The sequence below is a fragment of the Streptomyces sp. CNZ301 genome, assembly GCF_004217425.1.
The window spans coordinates 228326-246220 of sequence record NZ_SHLG01000002.1; the positions used below are offsets into that span (position 1 = coordinate 228326).

Below are 17895 nucleotides of genomic sequence, written 5' to 3' on the forward strand. Positions count from 1 at the left end.
GGGCGCGCCGCCCTCCGCCCGGCCCCCGGTGCAGGGCGGCCGGCCGCTTGCGGAGGAAGGCGCCGCCCAGCTCACCCCGGCGTGAGATGAGGCTCGCGGGGCCACGGTGGGGCCGTACGCCGACTGCTCCGGCGCGGCCCACAGCGCGACGGCCGTGCCCGGCGGCCAGGACGGTACCCCGCCGACGGCCGGTCCTGCCCGGCAGCAACCGGCAACTGGGCGTCCTCCGCCCTGAAATGGCGGTGCAACACGGGATTCCTAGCCTGTGCGGCCTGCCGGAGTCCGGGCCCCCAGCGCGGACGTGTGGCCCGCGTCCGCGTACGGGCCGGGCGGATTCCGGTGACCTTGCGGGCCGTTGCCGTCCCGCGAGGGCAGCCCCCGTCCTGCCGCGAACCGCGCCGCCCCGTCCGTCCGCCGGCGTCGACGCTGTTCGCCGCACCGCACCACAGCGCGACTGCGCCGCAGCGAGGCGTTCGCGCCATGGAGGCACCATGAGTACCCAGCAGCAACTGCCAGTGCATGATCCAGCGTCCGAGGGCACCGAACTCGGGCGGGCACAGCCGGACCAGGCACGCGAGACGCTGGAGGACTACACGCTCCGCTACGCCCCGCGCAGTTACCGGCGATGGACGCCGTCGGTGGTGGCGACGACGGCGCTCGGCGGCATCGCCTATCTGGCCGACTTCTCCATCGGAGCCGGCATCGGCCTCGCACACGGCACAGGCAACGCGCTGGCCGCCATCGGGGTCGCGGCCGTCGTCATCTTCCTCACGGGGATCCCTCTCGCCTACTACGCCGCCCGGTACAACATCGACCTCGACTTGATCACGCGCGGTTCCGGCTTCGGCTACTACGGCTCGGTGCTGACCAGCGTCATCTTCGCCAGCTTCACGTTCATCTTCTTCGCGCTGGAAGGCTCGATCATGGCCCAGGGGCTGCGAATCGGGCTTCAACTGCCATTGTGGCTGGGATACTTGGTCTCCACTCTCCTGGTGATACCGCTGGTCGTGTACGGCATGAAGGCACTCAGCAGGCTCCAGGTGTGGACCACGCCGCTGTGGCTGCTGCTGATGGTGGGACCGCTGCTCTATCTGGTGAGCACCGACCCGGACTCGGTGCACCGCTTCCTGACGTACGAGGGAACCGGCGGCGACGGCGCGATCAGCATCGGCCCGGTGCTGCTGGGAGCAGGAGTGTGCCTCTCGCTGATCGCCCAGATCGGCGAGCAGATCGACTACTTGCGCTTCATGCCGCCCAAGACGCCCGGCAACCGTGTCTCGTGGTGGGCGGCGGTGCTCACCGCAGGGCCCGGCTGGGTGGTGCTGGGGGCGCTCAAGCAGGCCGCGGGCGTCTTCCTCGCCGTGTACGTACTCGCGGAAGTGGGCCCCGCCGCAGCCACGGAACCCATCGAGCAGTTCCGTGGCGCGTTCAGCGCGATGCTGCCGCCGTGGCTGGTGATTCCCGTCGCCGTGGTCCTCGTCGTCATCAGCCAGGTGAAGATCAACGTCACGAACGCCTACTCGGGATCTCTTGCGTGGACCAACTCCTTCACCAGGGTCACCGGGCGCTATCCGGGCCGGCTCGTCTTCGTCCTGGTCAACCTCGCCATAGCGCTGACACTGATGGAGGCCGACATGTTCAGCTTCCTCAACGCCATCCTGGGCTTCTACTCGAACTGCGCCATCGCGTGGGTCGTCACCGTCGCCACCGACATCACCGTCAACAAGTACCTGCTCCGGCTCTCCCCGAAGACACCGGAGTTCAGGCGCGGCATGCTGCACGCGGCCAACCCGGTGGGTCTCGTCGCGTTCGGCGCGGCGTCCGGACTGTCCATCGCTCTGTACTTCCATGCGTTCGGCGACGCCCTGCAGCCGTATTCACCCCTTGCCGCAGCGCTCATCGCCTTCGTCCTGACACCTGTGACGGCCCTCCTCACCAGGGGCCGCTACTACCTGCGCCGCACCGACGACGGCATCGCCGAACCGCGCCAGGACAAGGACGGCAACCCCAGCGCCGTCGCCTACCGGTGCCACGTGTGCGGGCAGCAGTACGAACGCCCGGACGTGACCGCCTGCCCGTCCCATGACGCTGTCGTCTGCTCCCTGTGCCTCGCAACGGACAGGGCCGGCGACCACGTCCTCGCTCCGGCCACGCCGGCCCGCGGCGCCGCCGTCGATACGTGACGGCTCGGCCCTCGCACCGTTAACGCCGCTGAAATGCTCCCGGCATAGCCTGTCTTGACCTGCGGGCCGCATGCCGGCGTAGGAGAGGCGGGAAGGCGGGGAGTGGAGACTATGCAGCTGACACCGCACGAGCAGGAACGTCTGCTCATCCATGTCGCCGCCGACGTCGCCGCGCGTCGGAAGGAGCGCGGCGTACGGCTCAACCACCCGGAGGCCGTCGCGCTGATCACCTCGCACGTACTGGAGGGGGCAAGGGACGGCCGGTCCGTCACCGAGCTGATGGATTCGGGACGCGAAGTCCTCAGCCGTGACGACGTCATGGAGGGAGTGCCCGAGATGCTGGGCGACGTGCAGGTCGAGGCCACCTTTCCGGACGGAACGAAGCTGGTCACGGTCCACCGGCCCGTCCCCTGACCTGAACCGGGCGAGAGCGGAAGGAGCGTCGTTACGTGATACCGGGAGAGATCCTCCACTGTGACGGCCCGGTGAGGCTCAATGAGGGCGCCGGCGTCACCCGGCTCACCGTCCTCAACACAGCCGACCGGCCCGTACAAGTCGGCTCGCACTACCACTTCGCGGAGGCCAACCCCGGGCTCGACTTCGACAGGGCCGCCGCGCACGGCAGGCGCCTCGCCGTCGCGGCGGGAACGGCCGTACGGTTCGAGCCCGGCGTCCCTGTCGACGTCACGCTCGTCCCGCTCGGCGGCCGGCGCGTGGTCGCCGGACTGCGCGGTGAGACCGGCGGACCGCTCGGTGGCGGCGAGGCGGCGGAGGGGGGAGATACCGGTGACCGATGAGGGTTGCGTGCTTCCCCGCACCGTCTACGCGGACCTGTTCGGTCCCACCATCGGCGACAGGGTCCGGCTCGCCGACACCGATCTCCTCGTCGAGGTCGAGGAGGACCGCTGCGGAGGTCCGGGACGGGCGGGGGACGAGGCCGTCTTCGGAGGCGGCAAGGTCATCCGCGAGTCCATGGGCCAGGCGCGCACGACACGTGCCGAAGGTGCGCCCGACACCGTGGTGACCGGTGCCCTGGTACTCGACCACTGGGGCGTGATCAAGGCGGATGTCGGCATCCGGGACGGCCGGATCACGGTGCTTGCCAAGGCCGGGAACCCCGACACCATGGACGGCGTGCACCCCGGCCTCGTCATCGGGCCGGAAACCGAGATCATCGCCGGCAACGGCAGGATCCTCACCGCGGGCGGCGTCGACGCCCATGTCCACTTCGTCTGCCCGCAACTGGTCGACGAGGCACTGGCCTCCGGAGTCACGACGCTGCTCGGCGGTGGCACGGGACCGGCGGAGGGCACCAAGGCGACCACGATCACGCCCGGTCCGTGGCACCTTGCGCGAACCTTCGCCGCCCTGGACGACTTCCCCGTCAACGTGGCGCTGCTGGGCAAGGGGAACACCGTCTCGCGAGAGGCGCTGCACAGCCAACTGCGGGGCGGCGCCGCAGGGTTCAAGATCCACGAGGACTGGGGAGCGACTCCTGCGGCCATCGATGCGTGCCTCGCTGTCTGTGAGGAGACCGGCTCCCAGCTCGCCATCCACACGGACACGCTCAACGAAGCAGGCTTCGTCGCAGACACCCTGGGCGCGATCGCGGGCCGCGGCATTCACGCGTATCACACCGAGGGCGCGGGAGGAGGCCACGCCCCCGACATCATCACAGTCGTGGGCCATCCGAACGTGCTGCCGTCGTCGACGAACCCGACCAGGCCGCACACCGTCAACACGGTCGACGAACACCTCGACATGCTGATGGTCTGCCACCATCTCAACCCTGCCGTCCCCGAGGACCTCGCCTTCGCCGAGTCCCGCATCAGGCCGTCCACCATCGCCGCCGAGGACGTGCTGCACGACATGGGCGCCATCTCGATCATCTCCTCCGACTCCCAGGCCATGGGCCGGATCGGTGAAGTGATACTGCGCACCTGGCAGACCGCTCACGTGATGAAGCGCCGACGCGGAGCCCTTCCCGGCGACGGCCGCTCCGACAACGCGCGTGCCCGTCGCTACGTCGCCAAATACACCATCAATCCCGCCGTCGCGCAGGGACTCGATGCCGAGATCGGTTCCGTCGAGCCGGGCAAGCTGGCGGACTTGGTGCTGTGGGAGCCTGCCTTCTTCGGTGTGAAGCCTCACCTCGTCCTGAAGGGCGGGCAGATCGCCTACGCGCAGATGGGGGACGCCAACGCGTCCATTCCGACGCCCCAACCCGTGCTGCCCCGGCCCATGTTCGGAGCCACGGGCCGCGCTCCCGCAGCGAACTCGCTCAACTTTGCGAACGCGGCGGCTCTGGAGGACGGGCTGCCGGAACGGCTCGGCCTCGGCAAGCAGTTCGTCGCCGCCCGCAACACCCGTGCTGTGACCAAGGCGGACATGCATGGCAACGATGCGCTACCCGACGTCGCCGTCGATCCCGACACCTTCACCGTCAGCATCGACGGCGAAGCCGTCGACCCGGCGCCGGCCGAGGAACTGCCCATGGCCCAGCGCTACTTCCTCTTCTGACGCGGCCGGCCCGGAGGGATGCGCCCATGACCTGCACAGCAACGACCAGACCACCGGCCAGGGCCGTGGAATGACCACCGCCGCCCTCCTCGTCCTCGCGGACGGGCGCTTCCCCTCAGGAGCACACGCGCACTCCGGCGGCGCGGAGGCCGCGGTGCGGGCCGGCCGCATCGTCGACTCCGCCACGCTCGCGGACTTCTGCCGGGGCCGCCTGCACACGTCGGGCCTGGTCGCCTCGGCCCTCGCCGCTGCCGCCGCCGGCGGTCACGACCCCCTCGTACTGGATGAGGCGGCCGACGCCCGTACTCCATCGCCGGCCCTGCGCCGTACGTCCCGCAAGCTCGGTCGCCAGTTGATGCGGGCAGGGCGGGCGGCCTGGCCGTCAGCGGCGCTCGACGACCTGGCACAGGCACGGCCGGGCGGTGCACACCAGCCCGTGGTACTCGGCCTCGTGGCCCTCGCCGCGGGGCTCACTCCCCTGGAGGCCGCCCACGCCGCCGCATACGAGGCGGTCTCGGCGCCGGCCACCGCGGCGGTGAGGCTGCTCGGCCTCGACCCCTTCGAAGCCTCTGCGGTGCTCGCCCGGCTCGCGTCGGCCGTCACCGGGATCGCCGGCGAGGCGGCACGAGCCGCACGCGGACACATCGGCCAACTCCCCGCAGCCGCCGCACCGCTGCTGGAGATCACGGCGGAGGACCACGCCAACTGGCCGGTACGTCTCTTCGCTTCGTAGATCCTCCCCGGCCGTGCGCGACGGCTCCCCGCCCCACGCCCCGCGCCCAGGGCGCCGATGAGCCACTCCGCAGTCAGCACCCGACGTCACTCGAAAGGCAGGGCCATTGCCATGCACGTTGATCAGCCCGTCCGGATCCCGCACCGGCACACCCACAGCGCCGAGCCGGACAGCGCCGCGCTCGTCCACCGCAGCGGGGCTCGCCGGGCCCTGCGCATCGGCCTCGGCGGGCCCGTCGGCTCGGGGAAGACCGCCACCGTGGCGGCGCTGTGCCGGGCTCTGCGCCGCGAGTTCTCACTCGCCGTGGTCACGAACGACATCTACACGCGGGAGGACGCGGCATTCCTGCTGCGCGCGGCCGTGCTGCCGTCCGAGCGGATCGCCGCCGTCGAGACCGGCGCGTGCCCGCACACAGCAATCCGGGACGACATCTCCGCCAACCTGGAAGCCGTGGAGGGCCTGGAGCAGGCCGCGGCCTCCGGCGGCGGCCTCGACCTGGTACTCGTCGAGTCGGGCGGTGACAACCTCACGGCCACCTTCTCCAGGGGGCTCGTCGACGCCCAGATCTTCGTCATCGACGTGGCCGCCGGCGACGACATCCCCCGCAAGGGCGGCCCCGGGATCACTGCTGCGGACCTCCTCGTGGTCAACAAGACGGACCTCGCCCCGTACGTCGGTTCCGACCTTGCCGCCATGGCCCGCGACGCGGAGGCACAACGGGGCAGCCGTCCCGTCGTGTTCACCTCGCTGAAGGCCGAGGACGGCGTGGCCGCGGTCGCCGACTGGACACGTGCCCGACTCGCGGCCTGGAAGCAGGAGACGGCAACCGCGTGAGCCGCGTTACAGGCGAGACCGGCACAAGGACGGCGGTCGCGGGAGGCCGCGCGGGAGCCGGCGCACTGCCGCTTCGCGCCTCCGCCGTGCGCGGCGGTGCCCGTGTCACAGCTGTCGCGGACGGCCGCGGTGGTACCGCCGTCCCGTTGGCCGGCGGTACGGGACCGCTCACCCCGCGTCTCACACGACCTGCGGACGACGGTGCGGCAGGTGAAGCACGAGTCACCCTCGTCGGCGCGATGAGCGCCCCGCTCGGCGGCGACCGGCTGACTCTGGACGTGCGGGTGGAAGCCGGTGCCAGACTCCGGATGGACACCGCCGCGGCCACCATCGCACTGCCTGGCCGCGGCGGTGACGCCGCCCACTACGACATTCGTCTCACCGTCGGCGAGCACGCACATCTGCGATGGCTGCCCGAACCTGTCATCTCGGCCTCGCGCAGTGACCTGCGCCAGACCGTCCACGTCGACCTCGCGCTCACTGCCTGCCTGGAACTGCGGGAGATCTCCGTGCTGGGGCGCACCGGTGAGGAACCGGGCCGTCTCAGCACCAGGCTCACCGTGAACCGCTGCGGCCGGCCTCTCCTCGACCAGCAACTCGACACCGGCGCGGGCGCGGCCGGGTGGGAGAGCGGTGCCGTGCTGGGCGGGCACCGGGCCGTAGGACAGCTGCTCGTCGTCGACCCGGAGCTGTCCGAGGAGCCCGCACCGCCGTGCCTGCCGGGTCCCGACGCCGTCGCCACCCCGCTGGACGGGCCCGCAGTGCTCGTCACCGCGCTCGGTGCGGACGCCCTGGCAGTGCTGCCGCTGCTGAAACGGCCCCCGACGGCTGCCGACTGACCGGCGCTCCGCGCCGCCGGTTCCGCGGGACCCGGTCGGGTCCGTCCCGCAAGCGTGCGCGGCCGCCGTCAGAACTCGGAGTTGATGACCGCCTCCACCAGCACCTTTCCTTCCGTCGTCAGCCGGACTTCCTCGGCGCCGCGGTCCATGACGGCGAGGCCGCGCTCCTCCAGGGAGCGGAACCGGCCGTGCCAGGGCTCCTCGAACAGTGAGGCCCCGGGGAAGCGCTGCCTGTGCAGCCGGTCGCTGAGGGGGCTCAGCGTGGAGAGGGCCATCTTGACCGCCCTCGCCTCCTGCGCCTCCTCACTGAAGCGGGTCACCGATCCCAGCGGGACCCGGCCCGCCTCGACGGCCTCGGAGTAGCGCTTCCAGTTCACGTCGGTGATCGCTTCCGAGGTGCGGCAGCTGGAGCTGCCGCCCAGGCCGATGGCGACTTCGGCCTCCTGCTTGTCCTGGTCGACCATGATGGCCTTCCACTTCTCCGGGCCCTTGCCGTCCTGCGCGAAGTACATGGTGGGCTGTTCCCGGTATCCGCAGCTCTCGAGGCCCTCGGTGAGCACCTCGCGCATCTGGTACTGCTCGCCGAGAGTCGGCCACCGGTGGCCGTTCTCGACCAACTTGGCGCGGTAGTCGGGCAGTTGCCAGGCGGCGGGCTGCACTCCGGCCACTCCGGTCCTGGTGTCGCTGTAGGACTTCAGATGGAGCTTCGTGCAGACGACCGCGGTCAGTTCGTTCTCGACGACGATGTCGAGGTCCCGGCGCACGCTGTCGACGGTCTGGTCGAGCAGCCCGTACATCAGGTCGATGCTGGTCCAGTCGAAGCCGGTGCGCTGGGCGTTGCGTACGAAGTCCACGCACATCTGCGCGGTGTGCTCCCGGCCGCACTGCTCCAGCACCGGGTCGTCGAAGGACTGCACGCCGCTGCTCAGTTTCGTGCAGCCGAGCCCGGCGAGCAGTTCCAGCTTCTCGGGTGTGAAGGTGCTGGGGTCGCCCTCGAAGCGGATCGCCGTCTCCGGCGTGAAGTTGAAGTTCTCCTTGTAGAAGTCGAGCAGAGCGCGGATGGCGTCCGGCGGCAGCAGGGAGGGGGTGCCGCCGAAGACGTTGAACTCCCCGATCGGTGCCGATGCCAGGTTCGGCACCTCACGCAGCCACAGCCGCGCCTCGCGGATGTTCCAGTCGACCCACTGCCGGGCCTTGCTGTCGGCGACCTCCGGCGCTCCCTTGACGAGCACCACGGGGTACTGGCAGAAGCGGCACCGGTAGGCGCAGGTGGGGATGTAGGACCACAGGTGGATCGGTGCCGTGCCGGCGAGCTGCTCGTCGAGGTCGGCGAGGAAGTCCGCCGGCGTGTGGTCCGGGATGTTGCCGGGGAAGACGTGCGCGCCGAAGGGGTCCTCGGTCACGTACTCCAGGAGATGCCTGTTCTCGGGGGCGGCCAGCGTCTCCAGCACCGACGGTACGGGGTGGCCCGGGTCGGTCTGCCGCAGCGAGGCGACGGAGTCCTCGTAGGTCTGCCTGTGTCCGATCTGCATCAGAAGACACCTCCGTTCCCGAAGTAGTTGTGCGCCTCGCCGGATTCGCGGTCCTCGCAGTAGTACTTCACGAACTCCGTGAACCGTTCCGGCGGTACGTCCCGGAAGCATTCCGGCAGCGGCGGCGGATGGCCGATGTCCTCGCCGACGGTGGCGCGCAGCCGGGCGAATATCTCGTCGGCGAACTCGAAGTACAGCCGGTAGGACGGCGTCTTGTACGAGTGGATGGGCGTGAAGTCGACGACCCGCATCTCGTCCTTGATCTCGGCGATGCGCCTCCCGAGCCGTTCGGCGAGCGACGGGCCGAAGAACTCGATGACGGCGCGGTCGTCGAGGAGGGAGGGAGTGAGCAGCACGGGCAGGACGGTGTTCTTCGGCGTGAAGTCCTTGACGGAGAACTCCCATGCCTGCTGGGCCTGTTGCTCGGTGAGGTCGACGGCGGGAGCTGCGCCTCCGGCCCCCTCGGCGGGTTCCTGCACACGGATGTCGCGCATCACGATGATCCCGTCCGATCCGTAGGCGCGTCCGGTGATCACCTCGTCGATGGCGTGGTTGACCCGGCGGGGGTTGATCTCCACCCGTGAGGCCGGGACGTAGGTGATGTCCTCCCCCGAGCCGCGCACGAGAATCCCGAAGTCCCAGTCGTCGGAGAGGTGGTTGACGAACTTTCCGTCCTGGAGCTGGTAGAAGATCTCGACGCCTCCGACCTTCTCGTACGCGTCGCGGTCGACGGCGAAGCCCTTCCCGTCGGGGAACCCCCCGAAGAGGGCGAACGTCACGGCGCGGCAGCGCAGCGTGCGCTGGATGGCGTCCCACAGCCGGGGCCTCCCGGTGAAGTGCTCCGGCTCGTAGTAGTAGTCGCACACGCCGATGGCGGCCTTGCCCGAGTCCATCGCCGTCAGCAGCTCCCACAGCCACCGCGCGTCGACGCGGCAGTCGGCGTCGGCGGAGACGAGGTAGAAGCGCTGCTCCCCGTCGGACGATTCGCGCCGGGCGCTGCGCCGCGACGCGAAGTCCATGCCGGTCTTCCGCGCGCAGGCAACGCCCTGTTCGGGCTCGGGGATGACGTACAGGGCCAGTTCGGGATGTTCGGCGGCGAAGCGGCGTGCGACGCGCACCGTCTCGTCGGTGGAGTTGTTGTCCACCAGCACGACCTCGTACAGGGACTTGTCCAGCGGGCCGTCCGGACCGCGCTGCCCCCACAGCGAGTCGAGCACCGACGGCAGGTTCTCCGCCTCGTTGTAGACGGGGAGCACGACGCTCATCCTGGTCCGCTCCCCCATGGGCGGCAGTGTGAGCTCGCCGACGACTTCGCCGGCACGGTCCGCGCCGAAGTGCTCCTTGCCGAGCGTGTGGTTGAAGTCCGCCATCTCCTCGCGCTTCCTTTCGTCCAGGATGAGCTCGGCCACGCTGTCCACGAAGGCCGGCGTGGGCAGGTCGCCGTCGGTGAGCTCCATGACGGGCGCGCGGAATCCCTTGTCGCCGTACACCGTGTCGTAGAGCTGGTAGCGGGTGGTCAGGTACGGGACGCGCGACGCGATCGCCTCACCGATCGGGTTCCCGTAGCTCTCGTAGTCGTAGGAGGTCAGGAACGAGGCCAGATCGGCGTGGGCGAGCAGGTCGCGCACCGAGTAGCCGTCGCCGCGTGCCGCTGCGATGTCGGCCTCGTGGGGCGCGAGCGGTCCACCGAAGACGACGCGGTCGCCGACGCCGAGCGAGTCGGCGAGGCGCACGAGCCGCGTGTGTTCCTCCGGGGACTCCCCCGTGTCGCCCGCGACGAAGAGGTGGACGTCGGCGCGGTCCGCGAGCCGGGCCACCAGGTGGACGTCCCGGTCGATCCGCTTCTGCGGGATGATCCTGGTGAAGCGGGCGATCAGCGGCGCGTCCGGGGGAATCCCGAAGTCGCGGCGGAAAGCCGCCCGTTGGCGGTCCCGGATGTCATCGTGGCGTGGCACGGCCGGGATGTGCGTGAAGGTGTTGGGCAGGACGTCGATGTTCTCCAGGCCCGGCACCCATTCGAGGGTTCTCCTGCGCGCCTCCTCGTGCAGCGCGATGTAGCGGATGTACGGCGAGTTCACGGGCGCGACGGTGCCGGGGTACGGAAAGGTGCCGTACTTGGCGATGCCTGGTTCGCTCTGCCACATCAGGTCGTGGTCGCGCCACAGGACGAAACGGCCCAGCCTGTGACGCAGCCCGTAGCGTTCGATGGCCGAGCGGAGCGCCATGGTGTACGTGATGTTCTCGGGCAGCGTCCCGTTCTCCACCAGCACGGCGGAGACACCGAGGCCCTCCCAGGTCTCCACGATCCTCTCGCTGATCGCCTCGGCCGCGGCGTTCACCCGCGGCAGCAGATGTCCGCCGGCACCTTCCTGAACGCATTCGCGCAGAACGTCGGAGACGAACTGCTGGTCGTAGCCGGGGATTTCCCGGAGACCCTCGATCCGGTCGAGGCGTATCCAATGCGGAAGCTGCGCCGCTTCGTCTCTGTAGGGCCGGAAGAACGCGTTCTTGTCCGCTTTGATGTCGTAACCGAGATCGAGATGCACCCGGTAGCCCTGTTCCCGGAAGTGCCGCGCGGTCTTGACGAATTCCACCACCACGCCGGAGATCGGAGTGGCGTCGAACGATATTCCCCACAACACGGTCATGGACTCGCGTACTCCTGCCGTTGTGTGCCGCTCTGCCCGGGTACGCCGCAACCGCCTGGGAACTCACGGCGGAATGCGCGCCCCGACGAGCAACTACCCTTCGCGGGAGCGGGAGAAGACCAGGACTCACTCGTTTTCCAGGCGTTGGAACGCGGATGCCAATAACCTGACCGCCCGCCGCCTGAAGACTCGTCACCGACGGAGGAGGAATCGCGTGGTCTCCCACCGCGCCGCTGTGGCTGTGGTGTTCGTCGTCAACGGCGCCCTTTACGGCGCCTGGGCAGCCCGGGTCCCCGCGCTCGCCGCTCAGGTGGACGCGCAGCCCGGCGGTCTCGGCCTCGCGCTCCTCGGGCCCGGCATCGCCATGATCGTCACCGCGCCGCTCGCAGCACGTGCCTGCGCCGCCCGGGGGGCACGGTTCGTCATCGCGGCGGCGCTGACGTCGGCCTGTCTGGTGCTGCCGCTGGTGGGCCTGACCGGATCGCCGCTCACGCTCGGCCTGGCGCTGGCCGCCCTCGGCGGCCTGATGGGCACCGTCGACGTGGCGATGAACGTTGCCGCCGTCGCCGTCGTCCGGGAGACGGACCGGCCGCTGATGCCGTTCTTCCACGCGGGGTTCAGCGCGGGCGGGCTGCTCGGGTCCCTGAGTGCCGCTCTTGCCGCCGCGCTGACGGTGCCGCCCGCCTGGCACTTCTGCGTGGTGGCGGCCGTGGGTCTGCCGGCGCTGCTCGTCACCGGGCGCGCGCTGCCCGGGGAACGGCCGGAGCCGCATCAGCGGACCGGGGGCAGCTTCCGCGGCGTCGTCGTCCGCGGGCGGCTGTGGCTGCTCGCGGCGGTGGCACTGTGTGCAGCGGTGGCCGAAGGCGTGTGCGCCGAGTGGTCCGCGCTCTTCCTGGTGCGCGAACGCGCCGTCACGGAATCCGTCGCGGCGACAGCCTTCTCGGTGTTCTCCGTGACGATGGCCGCGACCAGGCTCGTCGGGGAACGCGTGGAGAAGCGGTTCGGGCCGCACCGCGTGCTCGCGTGCAGCGGACTCGTGGCGGCGTTCGGGCTGACGGCCGGGGCGGTGATCCCCGCCGGTGCAGTGGCCTACGCCGGGTTCGCGCTCGCAGGCGCGGGCCTGGCGTTCTGCTTCCCCACCGCGATGGCACTCGCCGGGGACGCGGGCCGCCGCGAGGACGGCAGCGGCGGCGAGCGTGAGCTGGGCTTCGTCACGACGATCGCCTACGCGGGACTGCTCGGCGGGCCTCCGCTGGTCGGCGGCATCGCCTCGATGACGGATCTCACCGTCTCGATGGGACTCGTGGGCCTGCTGGCCGCGCTGATCACGCCGGCGGCCCTCGCGGCGCGGGAGCGGGAAGCCCCGCGTTCCGCAGGTCCGGAGCGCACCGCACCGGACCTGCAGAAGGCGGTCCGGGGCGGCGACGGGCCGGCTTGACCCCCATCGCCCGTCGGCTCCGGCGCGGCCGGCCCGTCGCAGCCGGACGCCCGGTGCACGCGCTTGGACGCCCCCGGGCCCTTGCCACGGGGTGTCATCCGGTTCCGGACTCCGTGCCGCATGCTCTCAGATCGGGCTCCACTTCTGGCTGTCGTCCCCTGAGCACTCCCACAGCTGGAGATGCTGGCCGCTGCGGACGTCGCCGTCCCGCACCGCCACGCACTTGTCCGCCTGCGGGTTGACCAGATCGCTCCCCTCGCTGAGACGGAACTGCTGCGCCGGATTGCCGCTGCAGTAGGCGAGTTGGATCACGGTTCCGTTCTCGGACGACCCGTTGGCGACGTCCATGCACAGACCCAGGGCCCGCACCGTGCCGTCGTCCGCGAACCTCCACCGCATCGAGGAAGCGCCCGAGCAGGTGCGGATCTCCAGGAACATGCCGTCGCGGGCCTGGCCGTCGGGGACGTTGATGCACTGGTCCGAGTTGTGGTTCCGGATCTGCACCGTCCCGCCGGAGCCGTTGCCCCCTCCGGAACCATCGGGCGGTCCGTCCCCGGCGGGCGGGGGCTTGCCGTCACCTTCCCGGGGAGGGCGGTCCTTGTCGCCGTCACCGCGGGAGCCGTCGTGCGAACTGCCGCCCGGGGACTTGCTCTTGTCCGGGTCCCTGTCCTCGTCCCTGCCCGGCGTCGACGACTCCTCCGGGGACGGGGCGTGGCCGGGCGCGTCGTTCTCCTGCCCGCCCTGCCACTCGGGGGCGGCTCCGGGGCCCGAGCCGGATATCTCGCCGCGATCGTCGCTGCCGTAGAGGAGATACCCGCCGGTCGACAGCCCGACGAGGGCCAGGGCGGCGACGGCGGCGAGTACGGCCGCGCGTCCCCGGCCGGCCGTCGGGGCCGCAGGTGCCGGGCTGCGCGAACCCGCGGGCACGATCGTGGGGTTCACCGTGGTGACGACACGGCTGACGCCGTCCTCGTCGTCCTCCTCCGCCGCCGTTGAGGCCTGCTCCTCCCCTTTCTCCGCGCGCTGCTGGTCTTCCTGATCCTGCAATGAGGCAGACGTGTCCTCCGAGTCGTGCGCCGGGCCGGCTGATTCCTCGGGGCCGAAATCGTCCTGCTGCCGTTCATCACGGGAACCGGTCATCGCGTCCTCTCGGTCAGGACTGGGCTGAAAGGAAGGAGTGGCCTTGCTCTTTCCGAATCCGGCGGCCCGCCCGCACATTTCGTGACGCGACGGTCGCGGCGGCCGGGGCGTCGGAGCATCACCTTCGCTCCGCGCACACGGATATTCCGTACACCGATGGCGCACGGAAGGCCGGGGACTCAGGTCGTGACGTCCCGGGGGATCTGCGGCCGCAGGGGCGCGGGTTGCCCGCCCGCCTCCAGTCAACAGGGAATCGGCGGGCGCGTGAAAGCTCTTCACGGAAGAAACCGTCCGGAACGTGGGGGGATGGTCCGGCGAATTCCCGTGAATTCCCGGACGGTGAACTCGCTTTTCGCATCGAGGTTTTTGTGCGGCATGTCCTTCCATGTCCGTGCGAACAGCCTCGCGTTACCGGCGACCGGTCGGCGACCGCTGCCGCCCGCGACTCGCCGTCCACGCCCGCCCGCCCGCACCGGCGCAAGCGTGACTCCGGCCGGCCGCGTCACGAAAGACCGCCCGGCAGCGGTGCTTTCCGGCCGAGATGAGACGGCCGGGAAGCACGCGGACCGGCATCTCCGCAGCTCAGGAAGAAGTTTCCGGTTGAACGACAACCGATTTGCCCTACATGACGGACACAGGCGGGAGACCCGGATATTCGGGTCGACCTGGACCTATCCCCTTCCGGTCACGCTCCGCAGTTCGTGCGTCGACCGAAAGTGATCGATCGACGTGCGTTCTCGTCCAGCTTGCGTCAGAGTCCTGTCCGTCCGATATACGAGATCCCAACGCAAGGAGTGTTCGATATGCGGTTCAGCGTCAAGATTCTGGGGACGGCGGCCACGGTCGCGGCTGGTTGCCTCGCCGGCCTCGGAGGCGGTGTCGCGCACGCGGACTCCGTCGGCGCGGACAGCGTCTACGCACCGTCGGCACTCGTCCTGACCGTCGGCAAGGGCCCGGACGCGGCGAGCGCCGCCGTCCAGCGTGCCGTGGTGCTGAACTGCGCCCCGAAGCCGAGCGGCAGTCACCCCGTCGCCGCCCGGGCCTGCGCCGACGTGAACGCCGTGGGCGGCCGGTTCCAGGAGCTCGTGGCCTCGGGTACTCCCGGGATGTGCACGAGGATCTGGGACCCGGTCGTCGTCACCACGGACGGCGTGTGGAAGGGACAGCGGGTGGCCTGGCAGCACACCTTCGCCAACTCGTGCACGCAGAAGGCGGGCGGGAGTGTCTTCGACTTCTGATCCCCGGGAGTCGGGGAGCCGGCCGGCGGACCCGACGGCCGCCGCCGACTGATCGGACCCCAGCTGCCGTGCGGTGGAAGGGAGTTCACCCTTGCGGTCACCCTTCCACCGCCGGGCATGCCGGGGCCTCGGCCACGGGCCCCCGGGCCCCGGCCGGAGTGCGGTCCGTCCCCGGTCCGCCGGGAAGCCGGGAAGCCGGGAAGCCGGGAAGCCGGGCCGGGCTCAACGCAGCGGGCTTGAGGGCGACGCCCGCCCAGACGGGGATGGTGGTCCCGTCCAGCACGCCGCGGTCGCCGGCCTCGATCCGGACCGGGTCGGGACGCCAGTGCTGCGGGGCCCGGAGGCCGGGGTCGACGAATTCCAGGCCGTGTGCGCATGCGGTGGCGGCCATGCCGGCGACGACCGTCCGGGCGCTCCGCCGCCCCAACGACGTGACCAGGGCCACTGTTCGCCGCGCCGCCCGGCCGGGTAGGCACTCCGCCGGCCTTCCCCAGGAGTCCCGGCTGACCCGGCACGGAGAGAGATCCAGTGATCACCCCTCGCCAGCTGCCCCCGCCACGGCGCGAGTTCACCGCTCCGAGGCAGGTCTGGTATGCGGCCTTCGGCTCCAACATGCACCTCTCCCGCCTCAGTTGCTACCTGCGCGGCGGCAGACCCGAGGGTGGGCTCCGGGCGCAGCCCGGCTGCCGTGACCCGCGACCCCCGGAGCGCGCGTTGCCGGTCATGCTTCCGGGCGAGCTGTACTTCGCGCTCGAGTCGCCGGTGTGGACGGGGGGTTCGGCTTTCTACGACCCCGCCGGCGAGGGACGTACCGCCGCCCGCGCCTGGCTCGTCACGGCCGGGCAGTTCTCCGACATCGCCGCCCAGGAGATGCGCCACGAGCCGGGCACGGACCTGGATCTGCGGGAGGTCCTCTCCTGCGGCAGGGACGAGATGGGCCCGGGGCGGTACGAGACGCTGGTGTGTGCGGGCGTCATCGACGACCGTCCCGTTCTGACGTTCACCGCCCCCTGGGGACGCGAGAGCGTCGAGGGGAATCCGCCGGCCGGCGCCTATCTCCGGCATCTGGCGTCCGGACTGGCCGAGTCGCACGGCTGGTCGTCAGACCGCATCGCCGGATACCTCGCCACGCGCCGGGGAGCGGAGGGGCACTGGAGCCGGGAGGCTGTCGCCGGGCTCCTGGAATCACCGTCGGACGACGCCGTACGGAGCTGACCGCCCGCCTCGGAACGGCGGCCGCCGACCGCCGGTCCTACGGGCGGGAGGCGATGCTTCCTGGACGAGCGCGGACCTGCGGCGTACGGGCGCTCCGCCCGGCGCACCCGCAATCGCCCTGGGAACTGCCGTGAACCGGCCTGAAGTTGAGGGGCTCGGATCATGGCGCATACGTTCCGGTGACTGATGGGCGGCTCCGCCTCGCCGCCACTGCGACCGACTGGCCGGTTCCTGTCGCAGCGCGCCCGTAATTCGCGCAGCCACGCCGGTCATTCCTTTCCGGCCCGGGAAGAACGCGTTTCTGGTTCTGCGGCACTCAATGACCCGGCGGACCCTGCCGATTCGCAATGCCTTCGCTCAGTTCGTGGGTCACCGATGCCGGGCGGAACGGCTGCGCGTACCGGCGTCGCGAGTCGTAGTCATCACCGTGACGCCGAGCGGCCCGCGCACGGGGCCCGCCGTTGTCGCCGCCCCGGCCGCCCGGGCCGGGGTCGCGCGAGGGCACGCGCACCGGACCGTCCGGCCATGTCCCGTCACCTGCTGCGGAGTCGACGGCACCCGGCCACGGCCTCCTGCGCGGGCACGCGCCATGCGGCCCCGGATCGCGGCGGCTGCGCACCCGGGACACAGCTCGCCCCGAAGCACGCTCTGCGGTCGGGAAGATGCCCGTGATCCAGGGGATTCGGTGTGTGCGACTCGGCCGGCAATTCACTGCCGCCCCATGGCAGTTGGGACATGAGGCGGCAGCCCGGCAGATGTGCTGAGGCGCGTGACGGATTCAGCCGAGCAGACCGTCGAGATGGGGCAGGCTGTGGTCGAGACGCTTCCGCTTGGCCAGCAGATAGCGGTGGTTCTCCTTGTTCGGAGGAATCAGCAGTGGTATGCGCTCGGCGATTGTTATGCCATTTGCCTCGAGGGCGTCCCGCTTTCTGGGATTGTTCGACAGGAGACGCACGGACTCCACGCCCAGATCGTTGAGGATTTCGACGGCGATTGTGTAATCGCGGTCATCGACCGGAAGACCGAGGGCGAGATTGGCCTCAACCGTGTCGAGCCCCTCGGCCTGCTGAAGATGCATGGCTTTCAGCTTCGCCAGCAGACCGATTCCCCGGCCTTCGTGGCCCTGGATGTAGACGAGGATGCCGGAACCGTCCGCGACCATCATCCGCATCGCCGCGCCCAGTTGGTCTCCGCACTCGCAGTGGTTCGACCCGAACACCTCGCCGGTCAGGCACTCCGAATGCACGCGGGTGAGTGCGCCGTGAGGCGCAATGTCGCCGTGCACGAGCGCGACTTGCTCCTGGTTGGTACGGCGGTCCATGTATCCGATGGCTCGGAATTCTCCATGGACCGTGGGCAGCCGGGCCTCCACCACCCTCTCGACAGCGGCGGTTTGCCGCGGGGAGCCGTTCACAGAGAGTTCCTGGTACGCCATGCGCCGAGCATACCCGCCGTTCACCTGCCCATCGGTTTTTTTAGAAGAATCCACAACCGGGTTGCGTGCAGGTGGAATTGATTGCAGAGAGTCGAGGCGAGTGTGTGCCTTACCGGGCATTTCGTCTTCCATCGCGCCGG

15 protein-coding genes are annotated in these 17895 nt (G+C 70.4%); 10 read left to right on the plus strand and 5 right to left on the minus strand.

What is annotated here, in order from left to right; translation table 11 throughout:
- Positions 1–491: 491 nt before the first annotated feature.
- The 7 genes from EV375_RS25180 (at position 492) to EV375_RS25210 (ending at position 7109) form a co-directional block, all read left to right on the plus strand.
- On the plus strand, positions 492–2183 hold the full coding sequence (locus tag EV375_RS25180) for a purine-cytosine permease family protein (protein WP_486588796.1): 1692 nt from the start codon (positions 492–494) through the stop codon (positions 2181–2183).
- 111 nt (positions 2184–2294) lie between these two features.
- A complete protein-coding gene (locus EV375_RS25185) occupies positions 2295–2597 on the plus strand; it encodes an urease subunit gamma (protein ID WP_130302246.1) in 303 nt (100 codons plus the stop codon).
- Between the two features lie 35 nt (positions 2598–2632).
- Positions 2633–2980, plus strand: a complete 348-nt coding sequence (locus EV375_RS25190; protein WP_130302247.1) for an urease subunit beta — start codon at positions 2633–2635, stop codon at positions 2978–2980.
- The gene (locus EV375_RS25195; RefSeq protein WP_486588797.1) at positions 2970–4703 is read left to right on the plus strand and encodes an urease subunit alpha; all 1734 of its coding nucleotides are present in this window, start codon (positions 2970–2972) and stop codon (positions 4701–4703) included. The genes EV375_RS25190 and EV375_RS25195 overlap by 11 nt, the downstream gene beginning before the upstream one ends.
- A 70-nt stretch (positions 4704–4773) precedes the next feature.
- Positions 4774–5436 (plus strand): urease accessory UreF family protein, encoded by a 663-nt coding sequence (locus tag EV375_RS25200; protein WP_130302248.1) that lies wholly within the window; start codon positions 4774–4776, stop codon positions 5434–5436.
- Positions 5437–5547: 111 nt separating this feature from the next.
- Positions 5548–6270, plus strand: coding sequence for an urease accessory protein UreG (ureG, locus tag EV375_RS25205; protein WP_130302249.1), 723 nt, complete (start codon positions 5548–5550; stop codon positions 6268–6270).
- A 65-nt stretch (positions 6271–6335) separates the two neighbouring features.
- Positions 6336–7109 (plus strand): urease accessory protein UreD, encoded by a 774-nt coding sequence (locus EV375_RS25210; RefSeq protein WP_130302862.1) that lies wholly within the window; start codon positions 6336–6338, stop codon positions 7107–7109.
- A gap of 68 nt (positions 7110–7177) precedes the next feature.
- Here EV375_RS25210 and EV375_RS25215 read toward each other — a convergent pair whose 3' ends face one another.
- Together EV375_RS25215 and EV375_RS25220 are read right to left on the minus strand one after the other, a co-directional pair.
- Positions 7178–8641 carry a radical SAM protein gene (locus tag EV375_RS25215; protein ID WP_130302250.1) on the minus strand — a complete coding sequence of 488 codons (1464 nt, stop codon included), beginning with the start codon at positions 8639–8641 and terminating at the stop codon, positions 7178–7180.
- Positions 8641–11289: a glycosyltransferase gene (locus tag EV375_RS25220; protein WP_207228447.1), complete on the minus strand. Its 2649-nt coding sequence runs from the start codon at positions 11287–11289 to the stop codon at positions 8641–8643. Before EV375_RS25220 ends, EV375_RS25215 begins: the two co-directional genes overlap by 1 nt.
- Positions 11290–11503: 214 nt before the next feature.
- Here EV375_RS25220 and EV375_RS25225 point away from each other — a divergent pair, with 214 nt between their 5' ends.
- Positions 11504–12727: an MFS transporter gene (locus EV375_RS25225; protein ID WP_207228449.1), complete on the plus strand. Its 1224-nt coding sequence runs from the start codon at positions 11504–11506 to the stop codon at positions 12725–12727.
- 126 nt (positions 12728–12853) lie between these two features.
- On the opposite strand, the gene EV375_RS25230 is transcribed toward EV375_RS25225, so the two are convergent.
- Complete coding sequence (locus EV375_RS25230; protein WP_165434850.1) at positions 12854–13774, minus strand: ricin-type beta-trefoil lectin domain protein; 921 nt, start codon at positions 13772–13774, stop codon at positions 12854–12856.
- A gap of 896 nt (positions 13775–14670) precedes the next feature.
- Between EV375_RS25230 and EV375_RS25235 the strand changes: the two genes are divergently transcribed.
- Positions 14671–15105 (plus strand): subtilase-type protease inhibitor, encoded by a 435-nt coding sequence (locus EV375_RS25235; RefSeq protein WP_130302253.1) that lies wholly within the window; start codon positions 14671–14673, stop codon positions 15103–15105.
- Between the two features lie 97 nt (positions 15106–15202).
- On the opposite strand, the gene EV375_RS25240 is transcribed toward EV375_RS25235, so the two are convergent.
- Positions 15203–15496, minus strand: coding sequence for a class I SAM-dependent methyltransferase (locus EV375_RS25240; RefSeq protein ID WP_130302254.1), 294 nt, complete (start codon positions 15494–15496; stop codon positions 15203–15205).
- A gap of 137 nt (positions 15497–15633) precedes the next feature.
- On the opposite strand from EV375_RS25240, the gene EV375_RS25245 reads away from it, so the two are divergent.
- Positions 15634–16320 carry a histone deacetylase gene (locus EV375_RS25245; protein ID WP_207228451.1) on the plus strand — a complete coding sequence of 229 codons (687 nt, stop codon included), beginning with the start codon at positions 15634–15636 and terminating at the stop codon, positions 16318–16320.
- A gap of 778 nt (positions 16321–17098) precedes the next feature.
- Here EV375_RS25245 and ribA read toward each other — a convergent pair.
- Positions 17099–17755, minus strand: coding sequence for a GTP cyclohydrolase II (gene ribA, locus EV375_RS25250; RefSeq protein ID WP_130302255.1), 657 nt, complete (start codon positions 17753–17755; stop codon positions 17099–17101).
- Positions 17756–17895 lie beyond the last annotated feature (140 nt).